The organism is Comamonas sp. Tr-654 (genome assembly GCF_011752915.1).
GTDB lineage: Bacteria > Pseudomonadota > Gammaproteobacteria > Burkholderiales > Burkholderiaceae_C > Comamonas.
The window spans coordinates 855,866-868,925 of sequence record NZ_VWWQ01000002.1; the positions used below are offsets into that span (position 1 = coordinate 855,866).

At 61.6% G+C, this 13,060-nt stretch carries 12 protein-coding genes and 1 riboswitch; of the genes, 9 read left to right on the forward strand and 3 right to left on the reverse strand.

What is annotated here, in order from left to right; translation table 11 throughout:
• The first annotated feature begins 1 nt into the window (after position 1).
• From F3J24_RS09590 to F3J24_RS25150, 3 genes are read left to right on the forward strand one after another with little or no spacing between them, the layout of a single operon-like run.
• A complete protein-coding gene (locus F3J24_RS09590; RefSeq protein ID WP_304515583.1) occupies positions 2-1,960 on the forward strand; it encodes an ABC transporter permease in 1,959 nt (652 codons plus the stop codon).
• Between the two features lie 2 nt (positions 1,961-1,962).
• Entirely contained in the window at positions 1,963-3,351 is a 1,389-nt protein-coding gene (locus tag F3J24_RS09595; protein WP_167005175.1) for an efflux transporter outer membrane subunit, read from the forward strand.
• Positions 3,352-3,365: 14 nt separating this feature from the next.
• Positions 3,366-3,608, forward strand: a complete 243-nt coding sequence (locus tag F3J24_RS25150) for a transcriptional repressor (RefSeq protein WP_370527728.1) — start codon at positions 3,366-3,368, stop codon at positions 3,606-3,608.
• A gap of 442 nt (positions 3,609-4,050) precedes the next feature.
• Here the strand turns inward: F3J24_RS25150 and F3J24_RS09605 are convergent, their stop codons facing one another.
• Positions 4,051-4,815, reverse strand: coding sequence for an SDR family oxidoreductase (locus F3J24_RS09605; protein WP_167005182.1), 765 nt, complete (start codon positions 4,813-4,815; stop codon positions 4,051-4,053).
• Between the two features lie 107 nt (positions 4,816-4,922).
• Between F3J24_RS09605 and F3J24_RS09610 the strand changes: the two genes are divergently transcribed.
• Positions 4,923-5,855 (forward strand): LysR family transcriptional regulator, encoded by a 933-nt coding sequence (locus F3J24_RS09610; protein ID WP_167005185.1) that lies wholly within the window; start codon positions 4,923-4,925, stop codon positions 5,853-5,855.
• Positions 5,856-6,021: 166 nt separating this feature from the next.
• On the opposite strand, the gene mntP is transcribed toward F3J24_RS09610, so the two are convergent.
• The gene (mntP, locus tag F3J24_RS09615) at positions 6,022-6,588 is read right to left on the reverse strand and encodes a manganese efflux pump MntP (protein ID WP_167005188.1); all 567 of its coding nucleotides are present in this window, start codon (positions 6,586-6,588) and stop codon (positions 6,022-6,024) included.
• Between the two features lie 14 nt (positions 6,589-6,602).
• Positions 6,603-6,778, reverse strand: a riboswitch (yybP-ykoY riboswitch).
• Positions 6,779-7,207: 429 nt separating this feature from the next.
• The gene (locus F3J24_RS09620; protein ID WP_167005191.1) at positions 7,208-8,119 is read right to left on the reverse strand and encodes a LysR family transcriptional regulator; all 912 of its coding nucleotides are present in this window, start codon (positions 8,117-8,119) and stop codon (positions 7,208-7,210) included.
• Positions 8,120-8,217: 98 nt separating this feature from the next.
• Here F3J24_RS09620 and F3J24_RS09625 point away from each other — a divergent pair, with 98 nt between their 5' ends.
• The 5 genes from F3J24_RS09625 (at position 8,218) to F3J24_RS09645 (ending at position 12,917) form a co-directional block, all read left to right on the forward strand.
• A complete protein-coding gene (locus F3J24_RS09625) occupies positions 8,218-8,715 on the forward strand; it encodes a cyclophilin-like fold protein (RefSeq protein ID WP_167005194.1) in 498 nt (165 codons plus the stop codon).
• 53 nt (positions 8,716-8,768) lie between these two features.
• A complete protein-coding gene (locus F3J24_RS09630; RefSeq protein WP_167005196.1) occupies positions 8,769-9,890 on the forward strand; it encodes an alpha/beta hydrolase in 1,122 nt (373 codons plus the stop codon).
• A gap of 203 nt (positions 9,891-10,093) precedes the next feature.
• Entirely contained in the window at positions 10,094-11,233 is a 1,140-nt protein-coding gene (locus F3J24_RS09635) for an MFS transporter (protein ID WP_205244701.1), read from the forward strand.
• Between the two features lie 19 nt (positions 11,234-11,252).
• On the forward strand, positions 11,253-12,242 hold the full coding sequence (locus F3J24_RS09640) for an aldo/keto reductase (RefSeq protein WP_167005200.1): 990 nt from the start codon (positions 11,253-11,255) through the stop codon (positions 12,240-12,242).
• Positions 12,243-12,641: 399 nt separating this feature from the next.
• Positions 12,642-12,917 carry a barstar family protein gene (locus F3J24_RS09645; protein WP_167005203.1) on the forward strand — a complete coding sequence of 92 codons (276 nt, stop codon included), beginning with the start codon at positions 12,642-12,644 and terminating at the stop codon, positions 12,915-12,917.
• Positions 12,918-13,060: the final 143 nt, after the last annotated feature.

Consider the following 13,060-nt stretch of genomic DNA (forward strand, 5'->3'; position numbering starts at 1 on the left):
GATGGAGCAGGCTGCGCTGATTTCGCTGCGTGGCATTCGCAAGCATTATGGCGGTGTGGGCGGCCAGCCGTCGGTGACCGTGCTGCATGGCATCGATCTGGATATTCGCGCGGGCGAGTATGTGGCCGTGGTGGGCAGCTCCGGATCGGGCAAGTCCACCTTGATGAATATCCTGGGCTGCCTTGATAAGCCGAGCGAAGGTTGCTATCGGTTTCAAGGTCAGGACGTGTCCCTGCTGGACTCGGATGCCCTGGCCTGGTTGCGTCGTGAAGCCTTCGGTTTCGTGTTTCAGGGCTACCACCTGATTCCCAGTGAAAGCGCCTCGGAGAATGTGCAGATGCCTGCGATCTACGCAGGTTTGCCCAAGGAGCAGCGGATGCTCAGGGCTCAGCTATTGCTCGAGCGCCTGGGGCTGGGGTCGCGCCTGGGCAATCGGCCCAACCAGCTCTCGGGCGGTCAGCAGCAGCGCGTGTCCATTGCGCGCGCGCTGATGAATGGCGGTCACATCATCCTGGCCGACGAGCCCACCGGAGCGCTTGACTCGCATAGCGGCGCCGAAGTGATGGCCTTGCTGCGCGAGCTGGCCGATGCCGGACACACCATCATCGTGATCACGCATGATCGCGAAGTCGCCGCACAGGCGAGGCGTGTGATTGAGATCAGCGATGGTCGCATCGTCAATGACAGTGCTCCTCACGGTCATCAGACCCATGGAGACGTGCCGCCGCTGACCCCGCAGCGCAACAGCGCAACGTCGGCAATTTCCTGGGTCGCTGAAATCTCCGAAGCTGCACGCAGTGCCTGGCGCGGAATGCGCATGAATCGGGTGCGCACCAGCCTGACCTTGTTGGGCATCGTGATCGGTGTGGCCTCGGTGATCGTCATGCTGGCCATCGGTGAAGGTGCTCGGCGCAAGGTGGTCGAGCAGATGGGCACCATGGGAACGGCCATTCTCTACATGGGCAGCAAGCCACCGGCCACCGGCGGACCTGCGGGCCAGATCACCGAAGACGATCTGGCTGCCATGCGGGAGCTGTCGTCGGTACGCAGAGTGATGCCCGTCATCGGAGACCCCGTCACCGTGCGCTATGGCAAGGCCGACAAGCAGGTCTATGTGTTTGCGGCCAGCCAGGAGATGCCGCTGGTCCACCACTGGAGGGTTGCTCAAGGGCGCTACTTCACGGACGTGGAGGATCGCGATCTGGCTCCGCTGGTTGTGATAGGGCACAAGGCACACCGGCATTTCTTTCCCGAGGTCGCCAACCCCCTGGGTCTGCAGCTGATCATCGGCAACTCGGCGTTCGAAGTCATAGGCGTCATGAGCGAGCGCGGGGCTGACTCTGGCGCCCAGGACTATGACGACATGGTCTTCATTCCCTATCAGTCGGGGCGCGCCAGGGTCTATCAGGCGCAGACCCAGCCCGATTACGTGGTCGTGGAGGCCAGCTCCTCGGAGCAGGTCCATGAAGCCGAGCAGTCCATCCGCAGTCTTTTGCTGGCGCGGCACGGCGGGCGGGAGGACTTCGGTATCGGCAATGCGGCGGCCCGCATTCAGGCCGAAGCCGCAACACGCCAGAGCATGGCCGTGATGCTGGGGCTGATTGCCGCAGTGTCCCTGGTGGTCGGAGGCATAGGGGTCATGAACGTGATGCTGATGACGGTGCGCGAACGCACAAGGGAGATCGGCATCCGCATGGCGGTAGGGGCCAGGCAGCGTGACATCCTGCGCCAGTTTCTGACGGAAGCCAGCATGGTGACCATTGTGGGCGGCGCCGTAGGCCTGCTTGCGGGGCTGGGCATAGGGCTGGCGCTGATTGTTTCGGGGGTAGCCGTGGTGTTTTCGGTGAGAGCCATGCTGGGGGCATTTGCCTGTGCGGTGCTTACGGGTCTGGTGTTTGGCTTCATGCCGGCCAGAACGGCGGCACGCCTGGAGCCTGTGCGAGCATTGGCGGGAGAGTAGGCATGTACAAATGGAATGCAGTCCTGGCGTCGCTCGCCTTGGCTGGATGCGCGACAACGCAATCGCCTGAAGCGGCCAGAACCATGGCTCTGGATATTCCGCAGTCCTGGGCTCTGGAGAGGGGCGCTGGCAGCGAGGAAATCAGCACCAGCTGGTGGCAGAGCTTTGGCAGCACGGAGCTCAGCGCCTTGGTTGAGCAGGCCGCAAGCCAGAGTCTGGATGTGGCGGCCGCCGTGGCGCGGGTGCAGCAGGCGGAGGCCAGAGCCGTTTATGCCGGCGCGACTCTCTTGCCGGAAGTGAATGCGGATTTCGGGGCTACGAGATCGGCTGCGCTGGACAGTCATACGGAAAGAAATGCCAGCACCTGGCGGGTCGGCCTATCGAGCAGTTACGAGCTGGATTTCTGGGGGCGTCAGCGCGCCTTGAGGGATGCGGCCGAGTCGGGCAGACAGGCCAGCGTCTTCGACCGCGAGACAGTGCGTCTGACGGTCACGGCCTCGGTTGCACAGGCCTGGCTGCAGTGTGTGGGCTTGCGTGAGCGCGCTGAGATTGCCCGGCTCAACCTCGAGATTTCCGAACGGCTGCTGAAGCTGGTGGAGTCCAGGGCTCGCTACGGGGCAGCAAGCTCCGTGGAGCTGGCCCAGCAGCGCGGCCAGGTTGCCGCTCAGCAGCGTGCCCTGGCTTCGCTGCGCAAACAGACGGCTGACGCCCATGCGGTGCTGGCCCTGCTGTCTGGGCAATGGTCCATGGACCTGGTGCGTGAGACCAGTCTTTCGAGTCTGAAGGTGCCGAGCATTGGCTTGGGCACGCCTGTGGATCTGATCACACGCAGACCGGACATGGCGAAGGCGGAGGCGTTGCTGCTTGCTGCGGATGCCAATCTTGGCGCCGCCAGGGCCGCCATGCTGCCCCGCGTGACGCTGAGCGCAGGCCTGAGCTCCGAGACCGGAACATGGGGCAGGGTGCTGGAGAACCCCCTGTCCTCGCTGGCCGCAGGAATACTGGCGCCGATTTTTGATGCCGGGCGACTGGCCTCGAGCAGGGACCTGGCTGCAGCGCAAAAGGAGGAGCTGCTGATTGCCTATCGCCAAGCCATACTGCAGGCCTTTGGCGACGTTCAAACCGCCTTGAATGCGGTCGATGGTGTCGAGAAGCAGGCGCTGGCCCAGGCCGTGGAATTGGCCCAGGCACAGAGGGCACTTTCGTTGGCCGAAAGTCGATACAAGGCCGGAGCGGACAATCTGCAGACCTTGCTGGATGTGCAGCGTGTGGCCTATCAGAGTCGGGATCTGGCCGTTCAGATCCGTCAGGAGCGTCTGCAGGCGAGCATTGCGCTATACCGGGCCCTGGGGGGAGGTTGGAGACGAACCCCGGAAGGGCCAGAGGGTTGAGCAATGTCAGCGTGATGCAACGGCTGAGGGCTGCAGGGCTGCGTCCAACCGTCGCCAGAATTGGCGTGCTGCAGGTCCTGCTGAGCTCTGCTCCACATGCGCTCAGCAGAGACGAGATCTATCGTCAGCTATACCTTCGGGGAACCCCAGTCAGTGTGGGAACCGTCATGCAGGTTGTGGCCCAGCTGAGCAAGCTGGGGGTTGTGCATCACAACGGCAGGCAAGGTCGGGAGTCTGGCTACCTGCTTCAAGGTTGAGTGACTCTGCAAGAAGACTTTCATCTGCGGGGGGCGGCATTCGCCGTCATCCGGCAATCAAAGCCTGATGTCTGCCTGTGGCCTCAAACCGCTGCGAGGTCGAGCCTGATGCTTTGACCTGGAGCCTGCATGGACAGGAAAAACCATATTCAAAAGAATTGATTTTTGGAAGAGCGCCCGAACATGAGCGGCAAAGGCAATTGCTGGGTTAACGCTCCCACTGAAAAGAGTTGCCTGTTGCGGCAAAAATTTCGGTAACAGGCAAATAGCTATACGGATAAAACTTGGACCGGTTTTAGGTGGCTGGACCAAGCTTTTGTCCGCATCTCCGGCGGCTCAGTTTTACGGGGAGATCAACAGCATGCGGATGCTGTCGAAGTCGGCGAGCACTAGTTCGTGGGCGGTGGGCAGGTTCATCGTCGACTCCTTTCGAGGGCAGCAATCAGACCTGGGCCTGGCCGCCATCGGCGAATAGCTCGATGCCATTAACGAAGGCAGAGTCGTCCGAGGCGAGGAAGACGGCGGCCTTGGCGATGTCTTCCGGCTGGCCCATGCGGCCCAGAGGCACCTGGGTAGTGAGGTAATCGAGCAGGCCCTGCTGCTGCGCGGCATCCGGTCCGGCCAGTTCCACCAGACCCGGCGTGTGGATGGGGCCGGGCGACAGCGTGTTGACGCGGATGGCGCGGCCCTTGAGGTCCAGAATCCAGCTGCGGGCCAAGTTGCGCACGGCCGCCTTGGTTGCACTATAGATGCTGAAGTTGGCCGTGCCGAGCACGCTGGTAGTCGAGCCAGCCAGAATGACCGATGCACCGGCCGTTGCCTTGTCGAGCAGCGGCAGCGCCTTCTGCACGGTGAACACCACGCCTTTGACGTTGCGGTCGAAGGTTTCGTCGAAATGCTCCTCGGTGATGCTGTCCAGCGGGAGCATGCCACCGCCGCCGGCGTTCGCGTACAGCACGTCAAGGCGGCCCTGCTCAGTCTGCACCTGGGCATAGAGCCGGTCGAGGTCGGTGAGCTTGGTCGAGTCCGCCTGCACACCGCGGGCCTGCGGGCCGATGGCGGCTACGGCCGCATCGAGCTCAGTTTGGCGGCGGCCGGTGATGTAGACGGTGGCACCTTCCTGGGCAAAGGCCTTGGCGGCTGCCAGGCCGATGCCTGTGGTGCCACCGGTAACGACCGCGATCTTGCCTGCAAGCTTCTGGGACATGAGATTTCTCCGTGAGTGATAAGAAGCCTCAAGCTTAGATAGTTCATAAAAATGAATAAACCAGATAATTCTTCCAACTCAATTCATGGTGGTGAATAATTAAGGCCATGGACCAGTTGCTTGCTTTGAAGGTTTTCGTGCGGATCGCCGAAACGGGTGGCTTTTCGCGAGCTGCCGACTCGATGAACATTCCTCGGCCCACCGTGACCAAGCTGGTGCAGGACCTGGAACAGCATCTCGGCGCGCGGTTGCTGCAACGTACGACGCGCCGAGTCAGCGTGACTGCAGACGGCTCGGCCTACTACGAGCGCGCCAAGCGGCTGATTGCCGAGCTGGAAGACATGGATCAGTTGGCCAGCGGGGCACGCGCCCAGTTGCGGGGCCGGTTACGGGTCGATGTGGGCTCCGTGCTGGCCAACAGAATTCTGATTCCTGCGCTGCCGCAATTCCGGCAGCAATATCCGGACCTGCAGCTCGAACTAGGCGTGAGCGACCGCCCGGCCGATCTGATCAGTGACGGCGTGGACTGCGTGATCCGCGGCGGCGACCTTCCGGATTCGAGCCTGGTGGCGCGGCGCTTGGCGGACCTGGAGTGGGTAACGTGTGCATCGAAGGATTACCTAGCCGCCCACGGGCGGCCCCGACATCCCGATGACTTGATCGCCCGGCATCCGGAAGGCGGAGCGCCGATGCACTCGCTCGCAGGCTATTTTTCGTCCCTGAGTGGGCGTGCTTTTGCGCTGGAATTCCACAGGGGCAGTGAACGGGTTCTGGTCAAGGCCGATGAAGCCACGTCAGTCAACGAGAGCACGGCGCACTTGAACGTACTGATCCATGGCCTGGGGATCGGCCAGACCTTCCGCTTCGCAGCGGCGCCCTATCTGGCCGACGGAACCCTTCAGGAGGTGCTGACCGACTGGTCCCGCCCGGCACACACGATCCGGTTGGTGTATCCCAGCAACCGACAGCTGAGCGCCAAGATCCGTGCCTTCGCAGACTGGGCCGCGGAGATCTTTCGGAGGTACAGCGAACCCAAATAGTCCAGAAGAGGACTCGGTTGCATGACCGTCACTTGAACGATGCCACCGATGCCTCCAGTCAGCCTGAAGCGGCCTCAGCCAGAGAGTCTTCCGAAGACAGCTTCTTGCCGAACGACGATCGTTGCATAGCGACCCTTTGCAGACCTTCAAATATCCGTCAATTGATTTAGATGACGGTCAAATGCTCGTACAGGATGATCGAACCAATACCGATCAACAGCAGGCCGCCGACGGCTTCAGCCCAGCGCCCAGCGACATTACCCAGTATGCGTCCGACCATGACGCCCAAGGTCACCATGGCAAAGGTTGCAAAGCCGATGGCAAGAGCGACGGTCGCGATGTTCACATCCAGAAATGCAAGTCCTACGCCCACCGCCATGGCATCGATGCTGGTTGCAAATCCGGTGGCAACCAGAAGCCAGAAGCCATGTCGTGCGGGCTTGCTGAGCTCCTCCCCATCTACGTTGATCGCTCCGATCAACATTCTTCCGCCGAGAACCAATAACAGTACGAAGGCAATCCAATGGTCCCAGGCTTTGACGTAGTCTGATGCGGCATAGCCGAGAGCCCAGCCCGCCAAGGGAGTGATGGCTTCGATGACACCGAAGATGATGCCAGTCCTCAATGCTTCGGACCAGCGGGGTTTAAGCAGAGCAGAACCTTTGCCGACCGCTGCAGCAAAGGCGTCGGTAGACATGGCGAAGGCGAGGAGAAAGATGGAGGCAGCATTCATTGGGGATTCATTCTTAACGGTCGGGCATGAGCACAACGGCATCTCACCGCGGCCCGAGCTTTGTCGCGATGAAACGCCGATGGTCTCGCCAACCGAAGAACGGATGCATACGCCACAGCAAAGTGAATGCCGAGTATGTTGACGCATGCGCTTCCTGGGTGGAAGCAGGCTACTCCCCAAGGGAGTCTGGAGTGTACAAGAGCTTGGAATACGCATGTGAGCATGGCCTTGCGCGCACTCGGTCCTTTAGAAACGAAACCCATTTCCTCAAGGTCAGTCTCCCGAAAATGGCAAGTTTGGAAGCGGGGCTAGATTGGCAACCAAAGCGGCAATGGACTTGCTGCCGTCATCTGAGTTGTTCCGCTGCACGCTTCAGATCAGGCTGCAGCATCCAACAGAGGAAGAATTGCGAACCAGCCCACGGCCGACCCGTTGCTGTCGTTCGGGCCTCAATGTCCAATGTCTGCTTTTGTCGTAAGCAGCCGTTCCCAGACACTAGATTCTGTGCGTCAAGTTTGCAAGGCTGAACTTTCCGCTAGCAGTTGTTCGTGTTGGCCAGCAATCGACCCTAAGCAGTCGTTGGTGGCGTTACAACCGAAGACTGCTTATGGCCCTGACCTCACCGCATCGTTGAGCGAGGATTGGTGATTCTCAGCGCTTGAACGATCAGGCTGAAAGCGGGCGATGGCTGACGCCTGCTGGGGTAGTACAGATGGTATCCCTCGAATTTCGGGCACCAGTCTTCCAGCACACGCAGGAGCCGACTGTCTTCGAGGTAAGGCGTTAACTCGTCCTCCGGCAGCAGCGTGATGCCCAGCCCGGCCAGCGCCGCGTCTACCTGGGGCTGGGTGGTATTGAAGATCAGCTGCCCATCCACACGCACATTCATCTGCTGGCCGCGGCGCTCGAAATCCCAGACATAGAGGCCTCCGGAGCTTTGCATGCGTTGGTTGATGCACTGATGCATCATCAAATCCTGCGGCACCTTGGGTTTGCCGTGGGCCTTGAAGTAGTCCGGGGAGGCCACCACCGCCAGGCGCATGGGCGGACCGATAGGCACGGCAATCATGTCCTTGTCGATGGTCTTGCCCAGGCGCACGCCGGCGTTGAAGCGATCCGCCACGATGTCCCGAAACCCGTAGTTCACATCGAACTCCAGCCTGATGTCGGGATACTCGCGCAGCACCGGCGCGAGCTTGGGCAGCAGCACGCTGTGCAGCACATAGTCGCCACAGGTAATGCGTACGGTCCCGGCTGGCTTGTCACGCAGCTCGGTCAAGGCATCAAGCTCGGCTTCGATCTCATCGAAGCGGTTGCCTATGGCCTGCATCAGCCGCTCCCCGGCCGAAGTCGGAGAGACGCTGCGTGTGGTACGTGTGAGCAGCCGGATCTGCAAGCGTTCTTCCAGGGCGCGGATCGTCTGGCTCAGGGCCGACTGCGTCACCCCGAGAGCCGCGGCGGCGCGAGTGAAGCTGCCTTCGCGCGCGACGGTGACGAAGGCCAGCAGATCGTTGAGGTTGCGTCGGACCATGACGACAGTCTCGCATGAATATTGATTAGCTCATCTTATAGGCCATTTAAGAATTCAGTAGCTAGTCAACCGTACGAGGCCTCGCAAAAATTGAGGCCATGAAAAAGCCAGCTATCACACTCCCTTGGCGGCGCGAAATGCTCGCGCTGCTGATCGGCTCGTTCCTCGGGCTGGCTGCCTGCACTCCTGGCAACTCGAACGCCCAGACACCGGCTCCGCGTATGCCCTCCAAGGACTCCACCATGAAGATTCGCCTGATCGTTGGTGAGCAGGTCGCCACTGCCACGCTCTACGACAACGCTACCGCCCGAGACTTCGCCGCCCTGCTGCCGCTGACCCTCACGATGGAGGACTACGACACCATCGAGCGGGTCTCCAGCCTGCCGCGCAAGCTGTCCACGCAGGGCGCTCCCGAGGGCATGGAGCCCGTGGCCGGCGAGCTGACCCATTACGCCCCTTGGGCCAACCTGGCCCTCTTCATCAAGCCGCGCTCCTACTCGCGCAGCCTGTTGCCGCTGGGCAAGGTGGACGAAGGCCTGTCCATGCTGTCCCGCCGCGGGCCATACACGGTGCGCATCGAGCGTGCCGCCTCCTGAACCATCGATCTATCTCCACCGCAACAGCGGCCTGGATAAAAGGTAAACCCATCATGACTCCAACCATTGAGACAAACGGCACCGTCACGCCCGATAGCCCGGACGTGAGCCGTCGCAGCTTGCTGAAGATGAGCACCGGCATCGCTGCCGCGGGTGTCGGTGCCATTGCTGCCAGCTCCGCGCACGCACAACCGCAAACGCTGTCAGCCGCCAAGCGCATCGACAAGTGGGACAAAGTGTTTCCCCAGAGCGACAAGGTTCAGCACAGGAAGATCACCTTCCAGAACCGTTACGGCATCACCCTGGCCGGCGACCTGTACCAGCCGAAGAACGCCAGCGGCAGGCTCGCGGCGCTGGCCGTCAGTGGCCCATTCGGTGCCGTGAAGGAACAATCCTCCGGCCTGTACGCCCAGACCATGGCCGAGCGCGGCTTCATCACGCTGGCGTTTGACCCCTCCTACACCGGAGAAAGCAGCGGCTCCCCGCGCAATGTCGCCTCGCCCGACATCAGCGTCGAGGACTTCAGCGCGGCAGTGGACTGCCTGGGCCTGCTGCCGAATGTGGACCGCGAGCGCATCGGCATCATCGGTATCTGCGGCTGGGGTGGCATGGCACTGAGCGCCGCCGCCGTGGACAAGCGCATCAAGGCTGTCGTGGCCAGCACCATGTATGACATGACCCGTGTCATGTCCAAGGGTTACAACGACAGCGTGGCCCTGGAGCAGCGCACGCAGATATTGGAGCAACTGGGGCAGCAGCGCTGGAAAGACGCCGAGGCCGGCAAGCCCGCCTACCAGCCGCCCTACAACGAGCTCAAGGGCGGCGAGGCGCAGTTCCTGGTCGAGTACGCCGACTACTACCGGACACCGCGCGGCTATCACCCACGCGCGGTCAACTCCGGCAACGCCTGGACAATCACCACGCCGCTGCCATTCATGAACCTGCCCATCCTCAGCTATATCCGGGAAATTGCGCCGCGGCCGATCCTCCTGGTCCATGGCGAGAAGGCGCATTCACGCTATTTCAGCGAGACCGCCTACGCGGCAGCAGCCGAACCGAAGGAACTGGTGATCGTTCCGAATGCCGTCCACACGGATCTGTATGACCGGATAGACAAGATTCCGTTCGACAAGCTGACCGCGTTCTTCCAGAAGAACCTGGCCGCCCCGGCGTAGAGCTGATACACGAGGCGCGCGAGTCGTCCTCCTCCCATTCGTATCCACGACCGCGCACGCCCCGGCGGATGGCGCGGCGTTTCCTATTGCGTCACAGAAGAAAACACTCCATGACCAGCACCGCAACAGCCGTCCCCCGGGGGGACACTGAAACCTCCAATAGAGCCTCCGCACCAGCCGCATCCTGGAGCGGCGTCTTCGCCATGTCGGTCTGCGCTTTCGCACTGATCGCCTCCGAATTCCTGCCCGTGAGCCTGCTGACGCCGATGGCGAGCGACCTTCAGGTTAGCGAAGGCATGACCGGCCAGGGCATCGCCATCTCTGGCGCCTTTGCCGTGCTGACCAGTCTCTTCATTTCGGCGCTGGCGGGCACACTGAACCGCAAGTCACTGCTTCTGGGGCTAACACTGGCAATGGGCATCTCTGGCGCCATCGTCGCCCTGGCACCAAACTACTTCATCTACATGCTGGGCCGGGCGCTGATCGGTGTAGTGGTCGGTGGCTTCTGGTCCATGTCGGCAGCCACGGCTATCCGGCTGGTGCCAGCGCACGATGTCCCTCGGGCGCTCGCCGTCGTCAATGGCGGCAACGCGCTCGCCATGGTGATCGCCGCCCCCCTGGGTGCCTATCTGGGCACGGTCGTCGGCTGGCGCGGTGCTTTCCTCTGCCTGGTGCCGGTGTCGCTGATTGCACTCGCCTGGCAGTGGAAGACGCTGCCGTCGATGCCCTCCTGTACACGCAGATCTGGCTTTGGAGACGTGTTCAAGGTGTTCACCCTGTTCGTCCGCCCTGGCGTCGCTGTCGGCATGCTGGCAAGCAGCCTGCTTTTCATGGGCCAATTCGCGCTGTTCACCTATGTGCGGCCATTCCTGGAAACGGTCACAGGGGTACATGGAGCCACGATCTCGCTGATCCTGCTGGCAATCGGTGCGGCAGGCTTCGTGGGCACGGTGCTCATCGGCAGGGCTTTGCAGCGGGGCTTCTACCAGACACTGATCGTCATCCCGCTGCTGATGGCCGCGACCGCGCTGGCCTTGATGGCCCTTGGGAACTGGACCGCAGTAGTCGTCGCGCTACTAGGCCTGTGGGGCTTGGCCGGCACCTCGGCGCCCGTGGGCTGGTGGGCCTGGATCGCCAAGGTATTCCCTCAGGATGCGGAAGCCGGCGGCGGCCTGTTCGTCGCAGTGGTGCAGATGTCCATCGCGCTGGGCTCCACCGTGGGCGGACTGATGTTCGATCACAGCGGCTACCAGAGCACCTTTTTACTGAGCGCCGCACTGCTGGCGATATGCGCGGTCCTGACCGCCATGACTGCGCGCGCAGCAGCGAGACATATAGCCTGAACCTCACTTGGAGAATCACATGCAATACAAACATCTGGGCCGCACCGGCCTCAAGGTCAGCCGCATCGCACTGGGCACCATGAATTTTGGCGAGCGGGCCGACGAAGCTGCCAGCTTCAAGATCATGGACGCGGCACTGGAAGCAGGCATCAATTTCTTTGACACCGCCGACGTCTATGGTGGCCCGCAGTCGCCGGACATGGTCAAGGGCTACGGCACTTCCGAGGAGATCATCGGAAACTGGTTGGCACAGAATCCTGCGCGCAGAGACAAGATCGTCCTGGCCACCAAGGTGTACCAGCCCATGGACACCGGGCCTAATGACAAGTACTTGTCGGCATACCGTATCCGCCGCGCCTGCGAAGCCAGCCTCAGGCGTCTGAAGACCGACCACATCGACCTCTACCAGATGCACCACATCGACCGGGCCACGCCCTGGGAGGAAATCTGGCAGGCCATGGAGCAGTTGATCCGCGAAGGCAAGATCACCTATGTGGGCAGCAGCAATTTTGCGGGCTGGGACATCGCGACAGCGCAATGCTCGGCTGCGTCGCGCCACCTTCTGGGGCTGGCTTCAGAGCAAAGCCTGTACAACCTGAGCCAGCGCACCATTGAGCTGGAGGTGATTCCAGCGCTGCGGCACTTCGGGATCGGTCTGATTCCCTGGAGTCCGATGGGTATGGGATTGCTGGGCGGCGTCCTGGGCAAGATCACCGAAGGCCGGCGTGCTGCGCCGGGACTGCAACAGCAGATCAGGAGGTTCCGCCCGCAGCTAGAGGCCTATGAGGCCTTGTGCCAAGAACTGGGCCAAGCACCTGCGGTTGTTGCATTGGCCTGGCTTCTTCACAACCCGGTCGTGACCTCGGTCATCAGTGGCCCCCGCACAGTGGAGCAGTTGCAACAGAACCTCCCTGCGATTACGCTCAAGCTCTCGGACGAAACCCTTGCGAAACTGGATGCCATCTGGCCTGGTCCGGGTGGCGAAGCACCCCAGGCTTACGCTTGGTAGACCAGCTTAGGTAGACGGTCAGGGCGTGGCATGTCCCGCCCACGAAGCTCTCGAAGAAAAGCTCGTTAGACAACGCGTCCATCGGTTGCGATGAGTCGATGGCTTGGCGACATGAACGACTGCTGATTGGTACCTCAGGTTTGTCGCGCTGTGACATCAAGTCTGCCGTCCGGCGATAGACCGCTCACAGCCTGAATCCGCCGTTCTCAGCCTGGCAACGGACGACAGCTCCTGGCCGAGTCGAGTCCGCCATCTTTCGGAGCTGCTCGCCCGAAACCAGTCGGTGAGAATGTGAACCTTGAGCGACCGTTTCCGAGCAATGAAGTTGACCAAGAGCGCGAACGCATTCGGCCAGGAGCCGCCGTTGGCGAGTTGCGCCTTTCAGGTAGGCTGGGAAGCATGCGAACCATCGTTGTTGATTGCCTCACTGTTCAGTCCGAAGTGGACTTCTGGTCAGCGTACCTGAAGTCGGCCGAGCCCGACAGTTCGGGCTACTTTGGGCGCAACCTCGATGCATTCTGGGACTGCCTGAATGGTGGCCCTGGCTGGCCTGGCGAGTGCGAGCTTCAGTTCATCAATACAGAGCACTTGCAGGGGGTTCGCGGGGGCTATTTCCTCGAAGCGCTGCGCGACATCGCCAGCCGATCAACCATCGTGAAGGTAACCTTTGACTAAGCACCACGACCGCGTGCGGCCAGAAGCGGAAGCTCATGCGAAGGAGAGCTACCATGACGCAAAGGGAGAGTGCCATGCTCATCAATTTGCTGGATGCCCAACCACTTGGGCATTGGGACATAAGTGAACGCATAAGTCAGTTT

Excerpts from the sequence above, each read along its gene's own strand:
- F3J24_RS09610 (WP_167005185.1), top strand. The coding sequence starts at position 4,923 with ATGGACCAGTTGCTTGCTTTGAAGGTTTTCGTGCGGATCGCCGAAACG.
- F3J24_RS09595 (WP_167005175.1), top strand. The coding sequence starts at position 1,963 with ATGTACAAATGGAATGCAGTCCTGGCGTCGCTCGCCTTGGCTGGATGC.
- F3J24_RS25150 (WP_370527728.1), top strand. The coding sequence starts at position 3,366 with ATGCAACGGCTGAGGGCTGCAGGGCTGCGTCCAACCGTCGCCAGAATT.
- F3J24_RS09645 (WP_167005203.1), top strand. The coding sequence starts at position 12,642 with ATGCGAACCATCGTTGTTGATTGCCTCACTGTTCAGTCCGAAGTGGAC.
- mntP (WP_167005188.1), bottom strand. The coding sequence starts at position 6,588 with ATGAATGCTGCCTCCATCTTTCTCCTCGCCTTCGCCATGTCTACCGAC.
- F3J24_RS09625 (WP_167005194.1), top strand. The coding sequence starts at position 8,218 with ATGAAAAAGCCAGCTATCACACTCCCTTGGCGGCGCGAAATGCTCGCG.
- F3J24_RS09640 (WP_167005200.1), top strand. The coding sequence starts at position 11,253 with ATGCAATACAAACATCTGGGCCGCACCGGCCTCAAGGTCAGCCGCATC.
- F3J24_RS09630 (WP_167005196.1), top strand. The coding sequence starts at position 8,769 with ATGACTCCAACCATTGAGACAAACGGCACCGTCACGCCCGATAGCCCG.
- F3J24_RS09590 (WP_304515583.1), top strand. The coding sequence starts at position 2 with ATGGAGCAGGCTGCGCTGATTTCGCTGCGTGGCATTCGCAAGCATTAT.
- F3J24_RS09620 (WP_167005191.1), bottom strand. The coding sequence starts at position 8,119 with ATGGTCCGACGCAACCTCAACGATCTGCTGGCCTTCGTCACCGTCGCG.
- F3J24_RS09635 (WP_205244701.1), top strand. The coding sequence starts at position 10,094 with ATGTCGGTCTGCGCTTTCGCACTGATCGCCTCCGAATTCCTGCCCGTG.
- F3J24_RS09605 (WP_167005182.1), bottom strand. The coding sequence starts at position 4,815 with ATGTCCCAGAAGCTTGCAGGCAAGATCGCGGTCGTTACCGGTGGCACC.